General features: G+C 71.2%; 9 protein-coding genes and 1 pseudogene. 6 read left to right on the top strand and 4 right to left on the bottom strand.

The window, feature by feature from the left end:
• Positions 1-2 precede the first annotated feature (2 nt).
• The 4 genes from ACIOJD_RS13985 to ACIOJD_RS13970 all read left to right on the top strand — a co-directional run bounded on the left by ACIOJD_RS13985 (position 3) and on the right by ACIOJD_RS13970 (position 14,943).
• Positions 3-11,399 (top strand): amino acid adenylation domain-containing protein, encoded by an 11,397-nt coding sequence (locus ACIOJD_RS13985; protein WP_401912424.1) that lies wholly within the window; start codon positions 3-5, stop codon positions 11,397-11,399.
• A complete protein-coding gene (locus ACIOJD_RS13980) occupies positions 11,396-13,309 on the top strand; it encodes a class I adenylate-forming enzyme family protein (RefSeq protein WP_401912421.1) in 1,914 nt (637 codons plus the stop codon). The genes ACIOJD_RS13985 and ACIOJD_RS13980 overlap by 4 nt, the downstream gene beginning before the upstream one ends.
• Positions 13,306-14,073 (top strand): hypothetical protein, encoded by a 768-nt coding sequence (locus tag ACIOJD_RS13975; protein ID WP_401912419.1) that lies wholly within the window; start codon positions 13,306-13,308, stop codon positions 14,071-14,073. The genes ACIOJD_RS13980 and ACIOJD_RS13975 overlap by 4 nt, the downstream gene beginning before the upstream one ends.
• A 114-nt stretch (positions 14,074-14,187) precedes the next feature.
• A complete protein-coding gene (locus ACIOJD_RS13970) occupies positions 14,188-14,943 on the top strand; it encodes a class I SAM-dependent DNA methyltransferase (RefSeq protein ID WP_401912416.1) in 756 nt (251 codons plus the stop codon).
• 52 nt (positions 14,944-14,995) lie between these two features.
• On the opposite strand, the pseudogene ACIOJD_RS13965 reads toward ACIOJD_RS13970, so the two are convergent.
• From ACIOJD_RS13965 to ACIOJD_RS13955, 3 genes and pseudogenes are all read right to left on the bottom strand, one after another.
• A pseudogene (locus ACIOJD_RS13965) lies at positions 14,996-15,805 on the bottom strand (SGNH/GDSL hydrolase family protein); the annotation flags it as partial.
• Positions 15,806-16,030: 225 nt separating this feature from the next.
• On the bottom strand, positions 16,031-19,054 hold the full coding sequence (locus ACIOJD_RS13960; RefSeq protein ID WP_401912413.1) for a family 16 glycoside hydrolase: 3,024 nt from the start codon (positions 19,052-19,054) through the stop codon (positions 16,031-16,033).
• 382 nt (positions 19,055-19,436) lie between these two features.
• Positions 19,437-20,123, bottom strand: a complete 687-nt coding sequence (locus tag ACIOJD_RS13955; protein WP_401912410.1) for an SDR family oxidoreductase — start codon at positions 20,121-20,123, stop codon at positions 19,437-19,439.
• A gap of 113 nt (positions 20,124-20,236) precedes the next feature.
• Between ACIOJD_RS13955 and ACIOJD_RS13950 the strand changes: the two genes are divergently transcribed.
• A complete protein-coding gene (locus ACIOJD_RS13950; RefSeq protein ID WP_401912408.1) occupies positions 20,237-20,803 on the top strand; it encodes a TetR/AcrR family transcriptional regulator in 567 nt (188 codons plus the stop codon).
• 159 nt (positions 20,804-20,962) lie between these two features.
• Here the strand turns inward: ACIOJD_RS13950 and ACIOJD_RS13945 are convergent, their stop codons facing one another.
• Positions 20,963-21,862 carry a LysR substrate-binding domain-containing protein gene (locus ACIOJD_RS13945; protein ID WP_401912405.1) on the bottom strand — a complete coding sequence of 300 codons (900 nt, stop codon included), beginning with the start codon at positions 21,860-21,862 and terminating at the stop codon, positions 20,963-20,965.
• 139 nt (positions 21,863-22,001) lie between these two features.
• On the opposite strand from ACIOJD_RS13945, the gene ACIOJD_RS13940 reads away from it, so the two are divergent.
• Entirely contained in the window at positions 22,002-23,012 is a 1,011-nt protein-coding gene (locus ACIOJD_RS13940) for an aldo/keto reductase (protein ID WP_401912403.1), read from the top strand.
• Positions 23,013-23,016: the final 4 nt, after the last annotated feature.

Here is a 23,016-nt window from a genome sequence, read left to right as displayed (position 1 = left end):
TCGTGCCCGAAGACCGTCCTGAACTGCAACTTTCCGATGCTCAGCTCGGCATCTGGCTCGCGGAGCGTGCGGGACTCAGCCATCCTGGCGCCTACCAGTGGGCGGAGTATCTCGTCCTGGAAGGCGCCGTCGACGCCGACCTCGTGGCCGCCGCGGTCGCCGGAGCGGCGGCCGACTGCGAAGCGGTCAACGTCCACTTCGCCGAACCAACGGTTTCTTTGCCAGTGCAACGTCTTCTTCCGGAACCGGCGCACACCGTCGAAGTGGTCGACCTCCGGGAAGCGTCCGACCCGGACGCCGCCGCGCGGGAGTGGATGCGGGCCGGCCTGGCCGAAGCCGGGGACAGCGACGCCGGGCCCTTGTTCCTGGGAGCCGTGCTGCGCGTCGCCGACGACCGCTCGCTGGTGTTCCACCGGGTTCACCACATCGCTCTCGACGGCGCGGGCATGGCCCTGTTCGCCGAGCGTGTCGCCGAAATCTACAGCTGTCTGCACGACGGGCGGGCTGTTCCGGAAAGCGGCTGGACCGGCCTCCTTCCCCTGGTGGAGGCCGAGGCCGCCTACCGGGACGGCACCGAACCCGCGGCGGACCGGACCTGGTGGCTGGACCGCCTGGCCGGGCGGCCGGACTTCCTGAGTCTCGGCACCCGTCCGGCCCCGGCCGCGAACCGTTCGCTGCGGTTGACCAGGGTGCTGCCGGCCGCGGAGTTCGCCACACTGCGCGACGGCGCGCAACGGCTCGGGCACCGCTGGACCCGGCTGCTCACCGCGGCGACCGCGGTCTACCTGCACGCCCTGACCGGGAGCCGTGACGTCGTGCTGAGCCTGCCGGTCGCGGGCCGCACGCCCGAACTCGCCCGGACCGTGCCCGCGATGTCGGCCAACGTGCTCCCCCTGAGGCTGCGCGCCGATCCGGCGGCCACCCTCGGCGACCTGCTCGACCAGGTCGCCGACGAACTGCGGCTGGTGCGCCGTCACCAGCGTTACCGGGGTGAGCACCTGCGGCGCGACCTGGGATATCCGGAGGACGGCCGGAAGTTCTTCGGTCCGGTGCTCAACATCCAGCGTTTCGACCGGCCGCTGCGGTTCGGCCCGGCGACCGCGACCGTACACAACCTTCAGGCGCCGCCGTCGGAGGATCTCTCGATCGTCGCGTACGACCGTGGTGACGGCGTGCTGCGCTTCGACTTCGACGCCAATCCCGCCAACCACGACGAAGGCCTGCTGGGCGACATCGCCGACCGCTTCCTGCACGTGCTGTGGCAGATGGCGGAGGCCGACCGGGACACACCTCTGGCACGGATATCGGCGACCACCGCGACGGAGCGCCGGAACAGCGCCGCTCTGGGCACGGGTGATCGCACGTCAATCACGTGCGGCGGCACGGCCGTCGGCGGTTTCGCCGAACAAGTACGCCGTAGGCCCGACGCGTTCGCGGTCCGCTCGGTGGAGAGCGGTGAGCGGCTGACCTACCGCGAGCTGGACGCGCGGAGTTCGGCACTGGCCACCGCGCTCGCCGCGGCCGGCGCGGGCCCGGAGAAGACTGTCGCACTGCTGCTGGAACGATCGGTGGACCTGGTCGTCGCGGCGCTCGCGGTGGTGAAGACGGGCGCGGCCTATGTCCCGTTGCAGCGGGACGACGCGGTCTCCCGGCAGGAAGCGGTGCTCTCCGACGCGGACGCGCGGGTGCTGCTCACCGACCGCAGGACCGAAGAGGATCACATCGTCTCCTCGGCACGTGAGCGCGGTGCGAGGCAACTGGACGTACGGGCGCCGGACGTACGGACGCCGGACCCGCGGACCGGGCAAACCGAGGCCGCGAAGCCGGCTGCGGACGCGGAACCGAGCGTCGTGTCGGAAGCGTTGGCCTGCGTGATGTTCACCTCCGGCTCCACGGGACGGCCCAAGGGAGTCGCCATCACCCAGGGCAACCTGGCCGCCCTCGCCGCCGACCGGTGGTGGTCCGAGGACGGCGCGGAGCGGGTGCTGCTGCACTCGCCGCACGCCTTCGACGCGTTCAATCTGGAGCTGTGGGTTCCGTTGCTGACCGGTGGCGAGGTGGTCGTCGCCGCGCCGGGACGGCTGGACCCGGCCGCACTGTCCCGGATCGCCGCCACCACCGGGATCACCGGACTGTGGCTGACCGCGGGGCTGTTCAACGCCATCGCCACGCAGGACCCCGGATGCCTCACCGGGGTGCGCCAGGTCTGGACCGGCGGTGACGTGGTCTCCCCCGGCGCCGTGCGCGCGGTGCGGACCGCGCTGCCGGGGATCACCGTGGTCAACGGGTACGGGCCCACCGAGACCACGGTGTTCGCGACCAGGTTCGCCGTCGAGAAGGTGCCCGAGACCACCGCCCCGGTTCCCATCGGCGCGCCGCTGGACGGCAAGCGGGTGCTGCTGCTCGACGGCGCGCTGCGGCCCGTACCACCCGGAGTGGTGGGCGAGTTGTACCTCGGGGGTGTGGGGGTCGCGCGCGGCTACGTCGGCCGGGCGGTCGCCACCGCCGAGCGCTTCGTGCCCGACCCTTCCGGACCGCCCGGCGCCCGCGTCTACCGCACGGGCGATCTGGCCCGCTGGAACGGCGACGGGCTGCTGGAGTTCGTGGGACGCGCCGACGGACAGATCAAGCTGCGCGGCTACCGGATCGAACCGGCGGAGATCGACGCCGCCCTGCTGGCCGAGCCCGGCGTGCGGCAGGCCGCGACGATCCTGCGCGAGGACCGGCCGGGAGTGCGGCAGTTGGTCTCCTACGTGGCGGCGTCGGGTGACACGACGGCGTTGCTCGACGGCGTGGCACAGAGGCTGCCTCCGTACATGGTGCCGTCGGCCGTGGTGGAGGTGGACCGGCTGCCGCTGACCCGCAACGGGAAGCTCGACCGGACCGCGCTGCCCGCTCCGGACACCGGGAGCGGGGACACCGGGAGCGGGGACCCGACCGGGGACACGGATCTTCGCACGCCCGCGGAGCGCCGGCTGGCCGAACTGTTCGGTGAAGTCCTCGGCCTGGCCGAAGTCCCCCTCGACCAGGACTTCTTCCAGCTCGGCGGCGACAGCATCAAGGCGATCCAGCTCGCCGGTGCGGCGCAGCGGGCCGGTCTGGGCATCAGCACCCCGGACGTGTTCCGTACACCGACCGTCTCCGGCCTCGCCGACGGCGTCGACGCGGGGCAGGGACCGAGACACCGGGCCGGGCCGGGCGACGCGGACGATCCCACGGTCCCGCTGACGCCGATCATGCACTGGCTGCGCGAACGCGGCGGCCCGGTCGACGGCTTCGTCCAGTCCCTGACCGTACGCACCCCGGCGGACATGACCGGAGCGCAGGTGCGCGCGGTGGTGCAGGCGCTGGTGGATCACCACGGCATGCTGCGGCTCTCCCTGACCACCGTGGATACGCTCTGGGCCCTGGAGGTACTGCCCAGTGCCAGAGTCGAGTTGAACCGGCCGGGCGCGGTGCTCACCCCCGAGCACGGCCAGGTGGTGGACGCGCGCTGGTCGGATCCCGGGCCCGGAGAGCCCGGTGAGCTGACCCTCACGGTGCACCACCTCAGCGTCGACGGCGTCTCCTGGCGCATCATCCAGGACGACCTCAAGGCCGCCTGGGAAGCCGTCCGGCGCGGGGACACCCCGCGGCTGCAACCGACAGGGACCTCCTTCCCCCAGTGGGCGAAGGCCTTGGTACAGCACGCGCACCACGCGTCCGTGCTCGATGACTTCCCCCGGTGGCGAGCGGCGCCCGGGGACCGGCCCGTCGCCGCACGCGCCCTGGACGGCGAGGTGGACACCGAGGACACCCGGCGCCGGCATTCCACCTCGCTGCCCGGCGAACTCACCGCGTCCTTGCTCACCGACGCGACCGCGGCCTTCGACTGCTCGGTGAACGAACTGCTCCTGACCGCGTTCGCGCTGGCCGCCGCCGACTGGCGGGACGGACCGGACGCGCTGCTGGTGGACCTCGAAGGCCACGGGCGTGAGGAGTTCGCCTCCGACCTGGACCTGTCCCGCACGGTGGGCTGGTTCACCACGCTGTTCCCCGTGGTGCTCGATCCCGGCTGCTCCTGGGCGGAGGCCCGCGCGGATCCGACCGCGCTGGACGGTGCGGTGGCCATGGTGCGGGCCTGCGCGCGGGACGCCGCGCGCAAGGGGCTGGCGTACGGCCTGCTGCGCCACCTCAACCCGCAGAGCGCTCCCGTGCTCGCCGCCAGGCCCTCGCCGCAGTTCGCGTTCAACTACCTGGGCCGTTTCGACGTCGGCGGCTGCGACTGGGCGATGCGGCCCGACGCCACCGTGCTCGGCTCGACCACCGGTGGTTCTCTGGCGATGAGCCACCCCGTGGAACTGGACGTGGTCATCACCGACCACGCGGACGGTCCCCGGCTGGTGGCCAACTGGTCCTGGGCGGGTGAACTGCTCGCGCAAGCACGGGTCGCCGAACTCGCGGAGCGGTGGTTCGACGTACTGGCGGCCCTTGCGCGGCGGGCCCGCGCCCGCGCGACCGGGGCGCTGCCCCTGCCCCCGCTGGCCCAGGGGCTGCTGTTCCACTCGCTGTACGACCACGACGGCGCCGACCCGTACCTCGTGCAGTTCGTCTTCGAACTCGGCGGAGCGCTGGACCCCGCCGCGCTGCGCGACGCGCTCCACCGGCTGCTCCAGCGCCATCCCCAGCTCTCCGCGGGCGTCCGGCAGAGCCCGTCGGGGCGTCCCGTGCAGGTGGTCGAAGCGGATTTCACCGTGGAGTGGCGGGAACTGCCCGCGTACGAGGACCTCGACCGTTTCCTGGAGTCCGACCGCAGGCGGCGCTTCGACCTCTCCAGCCCTCCCCTGGTCCGCGCGGCCCTGCTGCGCCATGCCGACGAGCGGCACACCTTCGTGCTGACCACGCACCACCTTCTGCTGGACGGCTGGTCCATGCCGATCCTGATCAAGGAGTTGTTCGCGCTCTACGCCGGCCATCCGCTGCCGCCCGCGACGCCGTACCGCGACTTCCTCGACTGGCTGTCCGCGCGGGACTCCCGCGCGGACGAGGCCGCCTGGCGCGCGCTGCTGTCCCGCGTGGACGGTCCGACGCTGGTCGGCGGGGCGGGACGGCGCGGTTCGGCCGCGGCCCGGCACGCGGCCACCGCCGAGCTGGACGACATCACGAGTGCGCGTGTCGACGCGATGGCGCGGCAGTACGGGCTGACCGCCAGCATCGTCGTGCAACTGGCGTGGGCGGTCCTGCTCGGTTCTCTGACCGGCCGTGACGACGTGGTGTTCGGCGCCACGGTCTCCGGCAGGCCGGCGGAGCTGCCGGGCTCGGAGCACATCGTCGGCCTGCTCATCAACACCATCCCGGTACGGGTCCGCCTCGACCCGAACCGGTCGGTCGCCGAGTCCCTCGCCGACCTGCGTGCCCAGCAACTGTCCATGCTGGAGCACCAGCACGCCGACCTGACGCGGCTCCAGTCGATCGCCGGGCATGCCGAACTCTTCGACACCGTGGTGGTCTTCGAGAACTATCCGATCGACGAGGGCGAACTGCGCGATCTCGTGCCCGGCCTGGAACTCCGGGACGTCCAGGGACGGGACGGCACGCACTACCCGCTGACGCTCGTCGCCATGCCGGGCGACCGCCTGCGGCTGCGCCTCGACCACAGCACCGACCTGTTCGACGAGGCGGGAGCCCGTCGCCTCCTCGACCGCCTCGGCGCGCTGCTCCACCGGATCGCCGCGGATCCTCGGGCGAGCCTGGGCCGGCTCGACCTGCTGCTTCCCGGCGAGCGGGACACCTCAGGGCATGTCGGCGCGGAACCCGAACCGGTCACACTGCCCGCGCTGTTCGAGGCGCACGCGCGCCGGCGGCCGACGGCCCCTGCCCTCACCTGCGGGAACACCACCCTGTCGTACGGGGAACTCAACGCTCGGGCGAACCGCCTGGCCCGGCTCCTCGTCGCGCGCGGGGCCGGACCGGAACGCCTGGTGGCCCTGGTGCTGGAGCGTTCCACGGACCTCGTGGTCGCGGTGCTGGCCGTACTGAAGTCGGGAGCCGGCTACCTGCCCCTGGACCCGGCCCACCCCGAGGAGCGGATACGGCAGGTGCTGGCCGCCGCCGATCCCGTACTCGTCGTGACCCACACTCCGATCGCGGTGCCCCATCGGCGACTCGTACTGGACGGCACCGACCCGGCCGCCTCCTGCCCGGCGGACGACCTCGCTCTGCCCGTGGACCCCGGCGGCGTCGCCTACGTGATCTACACCTCGGGCTCCACCGGAGCCCCCAAGGGCGTCGTGGTGTCGCACCACAACGTCGGGCGGCTGCTCGCGGCGAGCGACAGCCGGTTCGGTTTCGGTGACGACGACGTGCACACGTTGTTCCACTCGTACGCCTTCGACGTCTCGGTCTGGGAGCTGTGGACGGCACTGGGCCGCGGGGGCCGCCTGGTGGTCGTGCCGGACGAGGTCGCCAAGTCACCACGGGACCTCGTGGAGTTGCTCGCCCGGGAGCGGGTCACCGCGCTGAGCCAGACCCCCTCGGCGTTCTACCAGCTCATGCGGGCCGAAGCGGAGGCGGCGCCGGGCACTCTGTCCGCGCTGCGGGTCGTCGTGTTCGCCGGTGAGGCGCTGGAACTCTCCCGTATCCGCTCCTGGCACGGCCCCGGCCGGCCGAAGCTCGTCAACATGTACGGGATCACCGAGACCACCGTGCACGCGACCTACGCCGAGCTGACCGATCCCGACGAGACCGCCGGCATCGTCGGCACCGCACTGCCCGACCTGCGACTGCACCTGCTGGACCACGCGCTGCGGCCGGTGCCGCCGGGCTGTCCCGGCGAGATCCATGTGGCCGGTCCCGGTGTGACACGGGGGTATCTGGGACGGCCCGGTCTCACCGCGAGCCGTTACGTCGCCGATCCGTTCGGCGCGCCCGGTGCCCGGATGTACCGCTCCGGTGACCTCGCGCGGCGGCGGCCCGACGGCACGCTGGAGTACCTGGGCCGGATGGACCAGCAGGTGAAGATCCGCGGGTACCGGATCGAGCCCGGGGAGATCGAGCGGGTCCTCGAACGGCACCCCGCGGTCGAGCGCGCCGTCGTGCTCGCCGACACGGACCCCGACGGCGGGAGGCTGCTCTGTTACGCCGTGACCACCGGGGAGCCGGCCCCCGCCGAGCTGCGCGGGTACGCCCGTACGGTGCTGCCCGCGCACATGGTGCCCGCGTTCATCCTGCCGGTCGACAAGATCCCGCTGACCGGCAACGGAAAGCTGGACCGCAGGGCGCTGCCGCGACCGGAGTCCGCACTGCCGGTGAGCCGCCCGCCCGCGACCGAGCGGGAAAGGCTCCTGTGCGGGCTGTTCGCCGAGACACTGGGGGTCCCCGAGGTCGGCGCGGAGGACAGTTTCTTCGATCTGGGCGGGCATTCGCTGCTGGCCACGCGCCTGATCAACCGGGTGCGGGCGGAGACCGGCCGCGAGCTGAGCATCCGTACCCTGTTCGACGCCCCCGTCGTCGCCGACCTGGCGCGGTGCCTGCCGGAGCCGGCGAACTCACCACGCGCACCGCACGCCGGGCTCGTCGCGACCACGCGGCCGGAGCGGATCCCGCTCTCCTCCGCACAGCGCCGGCTGTGGTTCTTCAGCCGGTTCGCCGGCCCCAACTCGGTCTACAACATGTCCTTCGCCGTCCGGCTGAGCGGCCCCCTGGCGGTGGAACACCTGTACGCGGCCCTCGGCGACGTACTCGTCCGGCACGAGAGCCTGCGCACCACCGTCACCGAGATCGACGGCGAGCCCTACCAGCACATCGGCACGGCCCAGGAGTTGTCGTTCGAGACGGTGAGCACCTCGGAGGCCGAGCTGCCCGGCCTGCTCGCCGACGCGGCGGCCCACGTCTTCGACCTCGCCACCGAACTCCCCATCCGCGTACTGCTCTTCGAGACCGCACCCGAGCGGTACGCGCTGCTGATCCTGCTGCACCACATCGCCGCCGACGGCTGGTCACTGGCTCCGCTGGCCCGCGATCTGTCGACCGCCTACCGGGCACGCGTCGCGGGTGATGCCCCGCGGTGGACGAACCGGCCCACGCAGTACGCGGATTACGCCCTCTGGCAGCACGGTCTCGACCTGCGCCCCGAGATCTCCTACTGGACGAAGACGCTGCGCGGGGCTCCGGAGGTACTGCCGCTGCCGCTCGTGAACGCGCGCCCGCCGGTGTCCGCGCATCGCGGGGAGAGCGTGGAATTCGCTCTGGACGCCGACCTGCACGCGGGGCTGGCCCGGCTCGCACGGTCCACCGGCACCAGCCTGTTCATGGTGACGCACGCCGCGATCGCGGTCCTGCTGTCACGGCTCGGCGCCGGTGAGGACATCCCCGTCGGCACACCGGTGGCCGGGCGGCACGACGAGGCGCTGCACGACACGGTCGGCTGCTTCGTCAACACGGTGGTGCTGCGCACCGACCTCAGCGGCGCACCGACCTTCGCCGAGCTGCTGGAGCGGGTCCGGACCGCCGATCTCGACGCCTTCGCCCATCAGGAAGTGCCCTTCGAGCAGGTCGTCGAGGCGCTCAACCCGCCGCGCTCGCTGTCCAGTCACCCCGTCTTCCAGGTGATGCTGGCCTTCCAGGACACTCCGCCCGTGGAGTTCGACCTGCCGGGCCTGCGGGCCGAACCGCTGGCCGCGCACGGCGGCGCCTCACGCATGGACCTGCTGTGGAGCCTGCGCCGGCACGGGGCGGAGGACGGCGTCGAGGGACTGCTGGAGTACGACACCGAACTGTTCACCCCTGCCTGGGCCCGGCTGTTGCTCGCGCGGCTGGAACAGCTGTTGCGGGCGGTGGTGGCGGATCCGCACCTGAGGATCGCCGACCTCCCGGTCCTCCTCGCCGGTGAGCGCGAGCGGATGACCGGCCACTGGAACTCCACCGCCCACGACGTGCCCGGGACCACCGTGGCCGAGCTGTTCGCCGCGCAGGTGCTGCGCGTTCCCGACGCACCGGCCGTACACCACGGCGAGACCGTCCTCAGCTACCGGGAGTTGTCCGAACGGGCGGCCCGCATCGCGGCGGATCTCACCGCCCGCGGGGCGGGCCCCGGCAGCCTGATCGCGCTGGAGCTGCGGCGTGACCCCGACCTGCCCGCCGCCCTCATCGCGGTCCAGTCGATCGGCGCCGCCTACCTGCCGGTCGACCCCTCGATGCCGCCACGGCGGATCGCGGCGCTGCTGGCGGACGCCCGCCCGCTGCTGGTGGTGCGCCACGACAACGGGCTCAGCGTCACCGCCGGCCCCGAGGACCCGGCGCCCGTGCCGCGGACCACGGCGTACGTGACGTACACCTCGGGGTCCACCGGGCGGCCGAAGGGAGTTGTCGTGCCGCACAGCGCGCTGACGAACCTGGTGCTCGCCCTGCGCGAGCAACTGGCGGTCGGCGCCGACGACCGCGTACTGGCCGCCGCGCCCGCGAGCTTCGACATGTCCAAGCCCGAGCTGTACCTCCCGCTGGTCACCGGTGCCACGATGGTGCTCGCCGGACAGGGCGCGCTACGGGATCCCGACGAGCTGTCCGCCCTGCTGGAGCGGCACCGGGTCACCGTGATGCAGGCGACCCCGTCGCTGTGGCAGGCGCTCGCGGCCCGCCGGCCCGCCCGGCTGCGCCACATCCGCGCGGTCATCGGCGGCGAGGCGGTACCACCGGAGCCGGCCGCAACACTGACCGGCCTCACCCGGTCCCTGCTGGCCTGTTACGGCCCGACCGAGACCACGGTCTGGTCCACCAGCCATACGGTCGGGCGCGTGACGACCGCCACGGTCCCCCTCGGGCGTCCCCTGTGGAACACCCGGTGCTATGTGCTCGACGCCAGGTTGCGGCCGGTACCACCGGGCGTGACCGGCGAGTTGTACGTGGCGGGCGCGGGCGTGGCCACGGGCTACCTGCGCCGGCCGGGGCTGACCGCGACCCGGTTCGTCCCGGACGTCTTCGGTCCGGCGGGGCAGCGGATGTACCGCACCGGCGATCTCGCTTCGTGGACCGCCGACGGCGTGCTGTGCTTCCACGGCCGGACCGACGACCAGGTGAAGATCCGCGGCCACCGCGTCGAACTCGGCGAGATCGAGGCCGTACTGGCCCGCCACGAGGACGTCGAAGCGGCCGCGGTGACCGTACACGACCGCAAGGCCGACGACCGCCGGCTGGTCGGCTACGTCGTCCCCGCCGACGCCGACCTGCGCTCGGTGGGCGCGCACCTGGCCCGGCAGCTGCCGGACTACATGGTGCCCAGCCGCCTGCTCGCCCTGGACCGGCTGCCCGTCAGCGCCAACGGAAAGCTGATGCGTGCCGCTCTGCCCGAACCGGACTGGGCGTCCGCGGGCGGTTCGGCGCCGCCGGCGGACTTCCGCGAGCACCTGATGTGCGAACTCTTCGCCGAGGTGCTGGATCTGCCCCGGGTCGGTCCCGACGACAACTTCTTCGAACTGGGCGGGCACTCCCTCGTGGCGGCCCGGCTGACCGATCGGGTGCGGACCGTGCTCGGGCTGGAACCGACGATCAGGCACGTCTTCGAGGCGGCCACCCCCGCCGCGCTGAGCCGGTTGCTGGACCGGGCGCCGTCCGAACCGGCCCCGGCCCCGTCCGAGAACGCGCCCGCGCACCTCGTACCGTTCCGGACCGGCGGCCCGGCGGCACCCGTGTTCTGCGTCCATCCGCTCAGCGGGATCAGCTGGCTGTACTCGGGACTGCTGCGGCACATCGACCGCGACCACCCGGTGTACGGCATCCAGGCCGAAGGCCCCGGCCCGGCGGATCCGCCCGACACCGTCGAAGCGATGGCCGAGCGCTACCTGGCCCTGCTGCGTACGGTCCGCCCCAACGGCCCCTACCACCTGGTCGGCTGGTCCTTCGGCGGTCTCGTGGCGCACGCGATGGCGGTCCGACTGCGCGAACTCGGCGAGCCGGCCGGATCGCTGTTCCTGGTGGACTGCGTCGCCGGCACCGAAGCCGGACCACAAGCGCCCATCGACGACCAGCGGGTCTTCCGGGTGCTGCTGACGGCCGCGGGTCTGGACGACGAGCGATTCGCCTCGGCCGACCTCGACTTCGACAGCGTCTCGGCGCTGTTGCACCGGGAGGGCAGTGTGTTCGCCCGGTTCACCGCGCAGGACATCAGCCGCGTCATCGCGGTGTCGCGTCACAACGACAGGCTCACACGGGCCTACCGGCCACCGCTCTACCCGGGAGACACCACGTACATCGAAGCAAGGGCAGGTGCGCCGCGCCGCGTACCGCACCACGAACTGTGGCGGCCCCATACCGGTGGCGAGCTGACGGTTCGTCATGTCACCGCGCTCCACCACCAGGTGATGCAGCCGCAGCACGTGGACGACATCGGAGCCCAGCTCCGCGACCTGCTGAGGAGGCCGCGTTGACCGGCACCGATCCCGGCGCCCTCGGGCACGGTACGCGTACGAGCGTGCCGCCCGGCCCGCACAGCCCGGTACGCACACTCGCCGAACTGCCCCCGGGCGCACGGGTGGTGGTCCGGCTGCCCAACGGCCGCGCGCTGGCGGACACCCTGCTCACCTGCTTCGACCTGGGGCTCGTCGCGGTCCCGCTGCACCCGCGCGCCAGCGACCGGGCGGCCCGGGACATCGCCGAGCGGGTGTCCGCGACCGTCCTGGTGGACGTCGGCGGGCCGCACCCCACCGGCCTGCCCGACGTCCACGGACCCACGGAGGACCTCGCGTTCATCATGTTCACCTCGGGCTCCACCGGCCCGCAGAAGGGGGTCATGCTCAGCCGGCGGGCGGTACTGGGCAACGCGGCCAGGACCGCGTCGCTGCACGGGCTGATGCCCGACCGTCCGCACGGGACCTGCCTGCCGCTGTACCACTGCAACGCGCTGGTCATGTCCCTGCTCGGCACGTACCTCACCGGCACGCCGCTGACCTTGCAAGCCGCCTTCGACCCGGCCGGCTACTTCGCCGCGCTGGACGCGACCGGGGCCAGGACCGCGTCGATCGTGCCCGCCCTGCTGGCCGACCTGGTGGAGGCCGGTCCCGACTGGCCGGAGGGCCTGGAGTACCTGATCACCGCGGCCGCCCCGCTGACCAGCGACCTCGCCCGCCGCTTCCACCGCCGCTACGGCCCGCGTCTGCGGCAGGGCTACGGCCTGACCGAGGCGGTCAACTTCAGCTTCACCACACCCCTGCTCGACGACGCCGAGTTCCGCGACCAGTACCTGGAACACGTGCCGCCGGTCGGGGCACCGCTCCCGGACACCGAACTGCGCCTGGAGTCCGGTGAGGTGTGGATCAGGACCCCGGACCTGATGACCGGCTACTGGCAGGACAGCCGTACGACCGCCGCCACCGTCACCGACGACGGCTGGCTGCGCACCGGGGATCTGGGCGAACTCCGCGACGGGCTACTGGTGTTGCGCGGTCGCGCCGGTGAGCGCATCAACCGGGGCGGTGAGAAGCACTACCCGCTCGACCTCGAACACAGCTGGCGCCGGGCGGGCCTGTCCGGCACCTTCGCGGCGGTCGCGGTGGACGAACCCACACTGGGCCAGGACGTCGGGCTGATCGCCACGGAGCAGCCGGTCGCCGCCGTACGCGAACTGTACGAACGGGCGCCGCTGCGCCCGACGGCGTTCCAGTTCGGCGGGTTCCTGTCGACGTCCACCGGCAAGCCCCGGCGCAAGGCGATGAGCCGGGCCCTCGCCGCACGTCGGCTGGCCCCCGCACGGTACGAACAGCTGCTGCGCCATGCCGCCGCGACCGCACACCACCTGCTGCGCTCGGGTGCCGAGGACCCCGGCCTGCGCGCATTGGCCGCGCAGGCCGACGACCGCCCGCGGGCAGGCGACGAACCCGTCTTCGGTGCCTTCGACTTCCTGCGGGAGCACTGGCACAGCGAGGACGATACGGAACTGTCCCGGGCCAAGGCCCGCTGGCACGAAACGCTGCTCTGCGAGTGGCCCCTGGCGGTGCACGGAGAACTCGCCGCGGAAGTGGCCGCCCGTCACGGGTACGAGGGTCCGCCGGTGCCGTTCGGCGCCGAAGCGCGCTTCGGCGACGGCACACTTCTCGTGCTCCCGCACGGGCCCGCGGCCGACGGCGCCCGCTGGCCGCTGGGGCCGCTACTGGCCTTTCTGGACGGTTCGGGCGAAGGTGGCGAGACGGATCGCTGGACACGGCTGACCCGGCTGCGGGACCGAGGTTTCCCGACCGCGGGCTGCTCGGTGCTGCGCGCCGGGCGGCACGACCTCGGCGGCGTGCTGTGGGCACGGCGGCCGGATTCCGGACAGAACGAGCACACTGGAGTGACTGGATGACGCTGGGCACCGAAACGACCGGCCGGATGAAGCAGTCTCCCGACGTCGAGGACGAGATCCTCGACGTCCGGCGGCACCAGGACCCCGGCCGGAACCGGCTGACTCCGGTGGTGACACTGCCCCCGGACGTCGCCCTGGCCGTGGTCGACTCCCTCGCCGGTCTGGTCCGGGCGGCGCACCGCAGCGAGGAGGCGAGCCCGACCCCGACCGGTGCCCTCAAACAGGCGCAGGAGTTCGAAGAGGGCGACGTCTTCATGCTGGAGCCCCCCTTCGAGGACTTCTTCGCCGACCGCTATCTGATGGACTTCTACGACACCGCCGAACGCGACATCTGTTCGCGCATGCACCTGCACACCGGGCTGCGGTTCGTGCGGATGATGACCGGCCCCGGCACCAGGATCCGGGTATCGAGCCTGTCCCCGATCACCGTGCGCCCCACGGCGGGCTGGCCCGAACCGCTCAACTCCTTCACCGACGCGCTGCCCGGTACACCCACCGGCGTGGACCGGATCCGGCACAACGTGATCGTGCCGCCGAACTCCTGGGTGGACATGCAGATACCACGCGGAGTGTCACACCAGTTCAACGCGGTGGGCCCGAACGCGGTGATCGATTCCGTGCACCCGGAGGAATCCATCGAGACCCTGCGCGAGGGAATGTCGGGCTACCGGATGATGGCGCAGACCATCTTCCTCGCCAAGGACAAGAGCCCGGCCACCACCTGCGCCGACACCGCCGAACCGGACGACAGCGCGGGCCGCTGACCATGACGCCCGCGGTTGCCGGCGCGGGCCGGCGGCCGCGGGCGAGCGCGGTGTGTCCGGCCCTGCGAAATTAAGGTCGACAACGCCCCGCAGCGCCCGGCAGAGTGGCGCCCCGTGACGAGCAGTGAGCTGTGGAGCCGTGCGACCGCCGACCGCTACGACGCCGGGGAGGCCGAGAAATCCTCCACCGCCTTTCTCCGGCCGACTCTCGACTTTCTCGCCGAACTCGCCGGAGACGGCCGGGCAGGTGATGGACGGGCACTGGAATTCGCCATCGGAACCGGACGCGTGGGCGTCCCGCTCCGGGAACGTGGCGTGCCGGTCGTGGGCATCGAACTGTCCGAACACATGGCGGCGGTCCTGCGCCGCAAGGCCGATGAGGACACGCTTCCGGTCACCATCGGGGACATGGCCACGACCGTCGTCCCCGGCGAGTTCACCCTGGTGTATCTCGTCTACAACACCATCACGAACCTGCTCACACAGGACGAACAGGTCGAGTGCTTCCGCAACGCCGGGCGGCACCTGGCACCCGGCGGCCGGTTCGTCATCGAACTGGAGGTGCCGCCCCTGCGGTTCCTGCCGCCCGGACAGGTCGCGGTGCCGTTCGACGTCTCCGAGCGGCATCTCGGCTTCGACACCGTCGACCCGGTCGAGCAGATCCTCGTCTCGAACCATTTCACCCGTGACGGCGACGACGGCCGCTACCGCCTTGAGAACTCCCGGCACCGGTACGCATGGCCGAAGGAGCTCGATCTGATGGCGCGGATCGCGGGGATGGAGCTGGAACTGCGCGTCGCGGACTGGGACATGACGCCGTTCACCCAGGACTCCCCGAAGCACATCTCCGTGTGGCGCAAGCCTGCCTGACGCGGCCTCTCCTCAGACCGACCGGTGGTGCGGCTCACCGGGCCGTGCAGCCGACGATCCGTGTCGAGACCTCGCACCCCGAGTTCCCCGGAGCGGAGAGTGTCGGGGTCGGGGGGCCGGTCGTCAGCAGCGCGGCGAGCGCGGGATACCAGCGGCCGGCGATCTTGTCGTCGCCCGAACTGTTGGGGTGCACTCCGTCGTAGGTGTCGGCGGCGGTGCTGAATCCGCTCCACTGGTCGACCGTGATCACCGGCGAGCGCGCGGTGCTGAGGGCCGCCGCCCAGGCCGGAATACGGCTGTTGAAGGTCACCACGCGCTGCGCGCACTCGGCGCAGTTGCCCGGGGTCATCGGGATGAGCTGGGCGACGAGGATCTTCATGCCGGGGTTGCTCGCCCGCATCTGGCCGACGAGTGTGTCGTAGGCGGCCAGGATCCGGTCGGGGGCGATATTGCTCCACACGTCGTTGGTGCCGAAGTGCATCATCACGATGTCGGGACGGGTGGCGCTGAGCCAGCCCGGCAGCTGGTTCTGTGCGGCGACACTGGTCGCGAGGAAGCCGCCGTGCCCTTCGTTGTCACCGTCGTGCGGCAACGCGCAGCCCTGAGGGCCGAGCGTGCCCACGAAGTCGATCGAGGTGTGGCCCGCGTCCTGGAGCCGGTTCCAGAGCACGGACCGCCAGCAGCCGGGTGACCCGGTGATCGAGTCGCCCAGCGGCATGATCCGTACAGGCGCCGCCGCCGCGGCGGCGGCGCTGCCCACCGGTTGCGCGACAAGCGCGGCGAGCGCGGCGGCGGTGAGGGTGATGAGGGCCAGGAGGGCCCGTAACGCCGTGCTGTTCCGTACGTCCAAGCTGTTCCGCATATCCAAGGTCCCTTCTCGTGCACGCGGGGTCCCACAAGCCATGGGAGCGCTCCCATCCATGGGTGGAGTGATCCGTTCTCGCGTCCGACGTCTCGCCACATCAATGCACCGTTGTCGAAGGCACGTCAAGAGTTGCGGTGGACGGCCGTGTCCCGGGCCGGCGAAGCCGTGCGTTCTCAGGCACGGTGGCCTCGTCGGCCCGGGACACGTCCTCCTCTGTGGCTGTCAGTTCAACGGTTCGATCCAGAGGTTCCTGAAGCGGACCTTGTTGCCGTGGTCCTGGAGCCGGATCGCGCCCGCGGCGGCCGATTCGGCGTCACCGCCGCCGGTGGGGCCGTCCACCGCCACGTTGTCGTGGACCGTCCTGCCGTTCCACACCACGGTGATCCCGGCGTCATCGGTCTTCCGGCCCGCGTCGTCGAACCGGGCCGCGCGGAACACGATGTCGTACGTCTGCCACGTCTCGGGCGCGGTGGCGGCGTTCAGGTCGGCGGCCTTCTTGTTGTAGATGGACGCGGCCTCGTTCGGGGCGAGCTTCTCCACTCCGAAGGAGTCCAGGATCTGGATCTCGTACCGCTCCTGGAGGTAGATGCCACTGTTCCCCCGGTCCTGCCCGGTGACATCGTCCGGCAGTTTCGGCACCCGGAATTCGGCGTGCAGTCTGAAGTCGCCGAAGGCCTGTTTGGTGCGGATGTCGCCGCAGCACACCTCGATGGAGTCCTCGGCCGTGTGCGGCCATTCGGCGCTGCGGCCGTTGGTGTGCTGCCAGGCGGTGGAGAGACTGCCGCCGGAGAACAGGTCGATACGGCTGCCGGTTCCGCGCACCTCGACCATGTCGAGGTTGACGTGGCCGGTGTTCTCGGGCCGATACGTATAGGTGAGGGTGTTGCGGCCCTTGCGCAGGGCGAGCCGCTCGGTCTTGGTGGACCAGCGGTTCCAGACGCCGGTGGAGGGGAGGCCGGTCTGCCGCGCCTGCCCGCCGTTGACACTGACGCCGATCGTCTTGGTTCCGGTGAAGGGGTCGGGACCGTTGGCGTAGCGCAGCGCCACGTCGTAGCTGCCCTTCGCCGGTGCGACGACCTCGAAGGTGGTGGTGGCGCCCGGGGTGCCGAAGCCGTCGACGAAGCCGCCGCCGGTGTAGCCGGCGTGCTCGGTGTCGATGTCCGCCCCGCCGGTCAGGCGTGCCGACTCGGCGTCGTACGAGGTGACGGGCTGCTCGGGACCCGGGAGCGCGTTCAGCGTGTACCAGGCTTCGGTGGACCAGAGTTGCTCGCCCTCGGCCGAGGCGAACGGTCGGGGCGAGCGAACGTGCACGACGCGGTCGGTCTTCAGGCCGGGGATGGTGAGCCGGACCCTGCGACGGTCGTCGGACAGCCGGGCGGCCGTGACGGGGAGGGCTTCCTCGTCGACCTTGGGTCCGCCGTACGCCGGGGTGGGGACGTAGCGCCACTGCTCGACGGAGTAGGCGCCGCTCGTCAGTTTGGCGGCTGTCTCGTCCGACAGGGGCTTGGTGTAGGTGAGTTCGAAGCCGTCGCGGGTGGCGCGCATGGTCTTGACGTCGAAGGCGGTCCTGCCGTTCGGCGTGAGTTTCTGAAGGCCGAAGCGGAGTTTGCCTTCCTGGCCCCAGTTTCCGTCGGCGCCGAGGCCGCCCGCGTAGATCGCACCGTCCGGTCCGGTGCTGATACGGGTGATGCCGGCCTCCAGGCCCTGTGTGTGCCGGAACACCGCGCCCTGGTATTCGCCGTCCACCTTCTCCAGGTCCGCGCGCTGGAGTCCGCCGTACGTGACGTCGCCGAAGAGCATCTGCCCGGCGAAGGGCCCCTTGTCCAACAACAGGGGTGTGCTGGGCGAGTTGGCTATCTCGTTCTGCGGCAGCCAGAGCACCGGCTTGGTCACGGTGCGGTCGTCGAAGGGGCCGTCCGGTTCGGTGTAGTGATTGAAGAACCGGTTCTTCTTGATGTGGACCAGCTTGGAGGCGGGCAGCCAGCCGCCCTGGTTGTCGGTGACGAAGAGGTCGCCTCCCGGGCCCCTTCCGATGCCGTTCGGTGTGCGGAGGCCACCGGCGAGGTAACTGACCTCTCCGGTCCGCTTGTTGACCTTGATGGTGGTGCCGCGGTTCGTGGCGGGCTGCGGATTGGTCGTCGCACCGCCGTAGTCGATGGCGACGGACAGGTTCAGATAGAAGTTCCCGTCCTCGTAGAGCAGTCCGAAGGCGAACTCGTGGAAGTTTCCTCCGTACGGCCAGTCGGCGACCTTGCGGATCTCGCCCGCGTCGTTGCCGCCCTCGGTGTCGGCCAGTTCGGTCAGCTGGTGCTTCTCCAAGACGTACAGCTTGCCGTCGACGTACTTGATCCCCATCGGCTCCTTCAGGCCGTCGGCGATCTTCTTGTAGGTGACCTCCTGCGGACCGGTGTCACCCGTGACGTGGTCGAGGACGTACACCTCCCCCTCCGTCTTCGTACTGCCGCCCCACGTGGTCACGGCGAGGCGGCCCTCCGGCAGCCAGTCCATCGCGGAGACCTGCGGCTCGAAACCCTCGGGGCGCAGATCGGTGAGGGTGTAGCCGGGGTTGACCGAGGTCAGCGGGAGGCCGTCGCCGGGAGTGTCGTAGCTGCCCTCGCACTCTTTGCGGCCGGGAGCGGTGACCCGGACGACGCCGGCGTCGGTGCTGAGCACGGAGTTCGGGACGAGGGTGAAGTCGTCGGTGCCCGGTGGTTTCCACTGGAAGGTGACCTGCTGGTCGCCGCCGCGGTCGAAGTGGTCGATCCGCAGGGAGTGGTAGCCGGGGAGAAGAGTGATCTCGCCGTCCTTGGGCTCGGCACCGTGCAGTCCGTCGTGGTCGATGACCTTCTTGTCGCCGATGAACAGGCGGGATCCGTCGTCGCTGATCAGGCGGAAGGCGTACGTGCCATCGGCGGGGACATCGATGTTGCCGATGATCTGCGACACGAAGTTGTCGGTGAATCCGAAGCCCTCCGTCGAGGACCAGTCGGCGGTGGGGATCAGCTTGTCGACGTTGGGGGTCTGGGCCGGTTTGAGGTCGCAGAGCTTGTTCAGCGGGGACTGTATGTCGAACACCCGCAGGGTGACGCCGGGTTCCTGGGGCGGCAGGTCCGCGAAGGGCTTCTCGTCCGCTTCGGCGGACGGTGCCGCGAGGCCGCCGGCGAAAAGGGCCGCGAGGAGCAGCCCGGTGATTCTTCGTGGCCTACGGCGATGACTACGACGGCTCGGGCGCGTGCGTGGCGTCACTCTTCCTCCTGCTGGGCGCGAGGCGGCGCGGCCGACGGCGGACCGCGGTCGCGGAGTGGAGTTCGTCCACGTACGGGTGGTGCGGCGGAATTCCGCCCTGATGCACGCAGACGTCCGTACGAAAGCGACGCCCAGCGTACGAACTACACCCTGAACCGTCCATACTTTGTCCTCAACAAGTCGAAACTCGCACGGTGTTGAGAAACGCCGGGCACAGACATCGCCCGGTTCACCACCCCGTCCCGCCCCGCCCCGCGACCTCGCCTCGTGCTCCAGCTCCAGCTCCAGCTCCAGCTCCAGAATTGCGACTCAGGGTGGGGCGGTGCGGCGAGGCGTCCTCACGCCGCACCGCCCCCTTGCCGAGCAGTGCCGCAGGGTTTCCTCACGCCGCGTTCAGCGAAGCGGCCAGCCCCTGCTTGACGTGCCGGGTGACCTCGTCGGCGAGGATTTCCGGCAGGCCCGTCTCGATGCCGCGCAGGGCCTGTGCGGCGACATCGGCGGGGGCGGTCTTCTGGTCGGCGGGGATGTCCGTGGCCATGTCGGTGTCCATGTATCCGACATGCAGGGCCGAGACGGTGATGCCGCGAGGGGCCAGCTCCTCCCGGGCCGCGTCGGTCAGGGCCCAGGCCGCGGCCTTGGCCGCCGCGTAGGACCCGACACCGGCGGGGTGCAGCCAGGACAGGACAGACAGGACGTTGAGTACGGCGCCGCCACCGTTGCCCTCGATGACGGGGGCGAAGGCCCGCGTCACGGCGAGCGGGCCGAAGAAGTTCGTCTCCACCTCCAGGCGCACCGCGTCCAGGCCGCCCGCGATCAGCGGCGTGGGGGTCAAGATGCCCGCGTTGTTCACCAGCAGCGTCACGTCGGACGCGGTGCGGGCCGCGGCCTGGATCGACTCCTGGTCCGTCACGTCCAACCGCAGCGGGGTGACGCCCGGCAGATCCACCCTCTCGGGGCGGCGGGCCGCCGCGTAGACCTTCGCCCCGCGTTCCACGAGCTGGGTGGCCAGCTGCCGCCCGAGTCCCCGGTTGGCACCGGTGACCACCGCGACCGCGTCCTTCAATTCCATGACTGCTCCCAACGTTGCGGACGCCGAGCACCCGCCGACGATTTAGATTACGCTCATAATCTAATACCCGGGCTAGGATAGATGTCAATCGACATCCAATCGGGAGGTGGCTGATGGGCCGCGTATCGCAGGCACAAGCCGAGGAGAACCGCCGCCGGGTCGTGGAAACCTCCTCCCGGCTGTTCCGGGAACAGGGCACCCACATCAGCGTCGCCGACCTCATGAAGGCGTCCGGCCTGACCCACGGCGGCTTCTACAAGCAGTTCGCCTCCAAGGAGGCACTCGTCGACGAAGCGACCGCCCACGCGTTCGGCCGACTCGCCCAACTCCGCGACGACGAACTCGAACAGCACGCCGGACAGCGCGACGCCGCCCAGCGGGCACTGATCGACACCTACCTCTCCGTCGAGCACCGCGACAGTGCGGCGGACGGGTGCCCCGCCGCCGCGCTCGCCACCGACATGGCGCGCGAACCGGAAGACCGCGAGGCCCGCCGCGTCTACGCCGAGGGAGTGGGCGACTTCGCCGAATGGCTCGCGACCGACGACCAGGACGGCATCGCCCGGCTGTGCACCATGCTCGGCGCACTCGTCCTGGCCCGAGCGACCAAGGGCTCCCCGGTCTCCGAGGAGATCCTCACCACCGCGCGCGCGGCCCTGAGGAGCCTCAGCGCCTCATAATCGGCCATCGCCCGCTCACCGTCGGGAACCGCGTCGAGGCCGACGGCGCGACCGAAGACCCTGCCGGGTTCGCTTCGGCCTCGCAGGACGTCCGGCCACCAGGTGTCGGCCGCGATCCGCCCCAGCGGGCCGGGCGGAACGGAACGTGCACGCCCTCGCTCAGTCGGCGTCCCGGCCCGCGAGGACCGTTTCGCGGAATGAGGCCACCACCGGCCGGAGATCGACCCGGTGCCACGCGGCCCACAGTTGAACAGACCTTCCGTACCAGGGCAGTTCGCGTACCGCGACGCCGTCGGTCCCGCCGCGCATCATGCTCCTCTGGATGAGCGCGAGGCCGAGACCGGAGGCGACCAGGCCCAGTGCGGTGAGCGGATCGGCCGCGTCGAGACGGATGTCGGGTGTGAAGCCGGAGGCCACGCACGACGCGACGAACGTGTTGCGCCAGGCCGGGTCCGGGGAGTCGCCCACCGCGATCCACGGCTGTCCGTCAAGGGCGTCGGGGGTCAACTCCTCCTGCACCGCGAGGGGGTGCTCCGCGGGCAGCGCGAGCAGCAGGGGATCCCGCAGCAACGGGGTGGTGTTCAGGTCCGGGTCGCCCTCGGGCGGCGGCGTGCGAACCAGCGCGATGTCCAGGCTTCGCTGGCGCAGTCCTTCGAACTGCTCGGCCGAATCCTGGTCGTACAGCGCGACGTGAATCCCGGGGCGTTGGTCGCGCAGTGTGCGCAGGGCCGTGGGCAGGATGCCCGTGTGCATGGCGTCGGCCACATAGCCGATGCACAGGCCGCCCTCCTCGCCCCGGCCGAGCCGCCGGCCGAGGTTCTCCAGCCGGTCCGCGTGGCGCAGCAGGGCACGCGCCTCGGTCAGGAAGACGCGGCCGTCGGAGGTCAGCCGGATGCGCTGCTGGCTGCGTTCGAAAAGGGTCAGGCCCAGGTTCTTCTCGAGCTGGGCGATCTGCCGGCTGAGGGGTGACTGGGAGATGTGCAGCCGCTCGGCGGCACGGCCGACGTGTTCGGCCTCGGCGACGGCGACGAAGTAACGGAGCTGGCGCAGGTCAAGCATGTAGGACCTCGAAGGACTCAAGTATGTCCGAGCGAGTCTTGGACAGTCTCATCTATGGATCCTAACCTCGAACACGCAAGGCCGACGGATCGCGTATGCACCGGCGAATCGTCGCAATCACCACCGCGAGGATCCCTCCATGACCATCAAGCCCCTCCTGCCCGGCGCCCTCGGCTTCGGCACCGCGCCGCTCGGCAACATGTTCCGTGCCATCCCCGACGAGGAGGCGGCGGCCACCGTCGAGGCCGCCTGGGACCAGGGCATCCGCTACTTCGACACCGCGCCCTTCTACGGCGCCGGCCTCGCCGAGATCCGGCTCGGCGACGTACTGGCGCAGCGCCCCCGCGACGAGTTCGTCCTCAGCACGAAGGTCGGCCGCGTCATCCTCGACGAGATCGAGGACCCGGCCGTACGCGACCTCGGCGAGAAGGGCGGCCTCTTCGAGCACGGTCGCCCGAACAAGATGGTCAACGACTACACCGCCGACGCCACCCTCCGCTCCATCGAGGACAGCCTCAAGCGCCTCCGTACGGACCGCCTCGACATCGTCTGGGTGCACGACGTCGCCCAGGACTTCCACGGAGACGAGTGGCTGGCCGCTTATGAGACCGCCCGGACCGGCGCGTTCCGTGTCCTGCAGAAGCTGCGCGAGGAGGGCGTCATCAAGGCCTGGGGTCTGGGCGTCAACCGCGTGGAACCCCTGGAGCTCACCCTCGACCTGGACGAGCCGAAGCCCGACGCCTTCCTCCTCGCGGGCCGCTACACCCTGCTCGACCATGACCGGGCTTTGCAGCGTCTGCTGCCGGCCGCTGCCGCGCAGGACGTCGACATCGTGGTCGGCGGCCCCTACAGCTCGGGCATCCTCGCCGGGGGAACGCACTTCGAGTACCAGGAGGCGCCCGCACACATCATCGACAAGGTGAAGCGGATCAAGGCGCTCGCCGAGCGGCACGGGGTCGGTATCAAGTCCGCCGCGCTGCAGTTCTCCCTCGCCCATCCGGCGACGGCGGCCGCGATTCCCGGCGCCACCAGGCCCAGTCGCATCGCCGAGGACGTCGCCGCCCTCGGCGAGACGATCCCGGCCGCGTTCTGGACGGATCTGCGCGAGGAGCGGCTGATGGCGCGGGACGCTCCCGTACCGGCCGCCTGACCCC

Origin of the sequence: Streptomyces sp. NPDC088116 (assembly GCF_044741745.1) — a bacterium.
GTDB lineage: Bacteria > Actinomycetota > Actinomycetes > Streptomycetales > Streptomycetaceae > Streptomyces.
This window is presented reverse-complemented; position numbering and strand designations above follow the sequence as displayed.

Bases quoted from the DNA above. Each gene is read 5' to 3' on its own strand.
- ACIOJD_RS13950 (WP_401912408.1), top strand. From the start codon at position 20,237: ATGGGCCGCGTATCGCAGGCACAAGCCGAGGAGAACCGCCGCCGGGTC.
- ACIOJD_RS13940 (WP_401912403.1), top strand. From the start codon at position 22,002: ATGACCATCAAGCCCCTCCTGCCCGGCGCCCTCGGCTTCGGCACCGCG.
- ACIOJD_RS13945 (WP_401912405.1), bottom strand. From the start codon at position 21,862: ATGCTTGACCTGCGCCAGCTCCGTTACTTCGTCGCCGTCGCCGAGGCC.
- ACIOJD_RS13975 (WP_401912419.1), top strand. From the start codon at position 13,306: ATGACGCTGGGCACCGAAACGACCGGCCGGATGAAGCAGTCTCCCGAC.
- ACIOJD_RS13955 (WP_401912410.1), bottom strand. From the start codon at position 20,123: ATGGAATTGAAGGACGCGGTCGCGGTGGTCACCGGTGCCAACCGGGGA.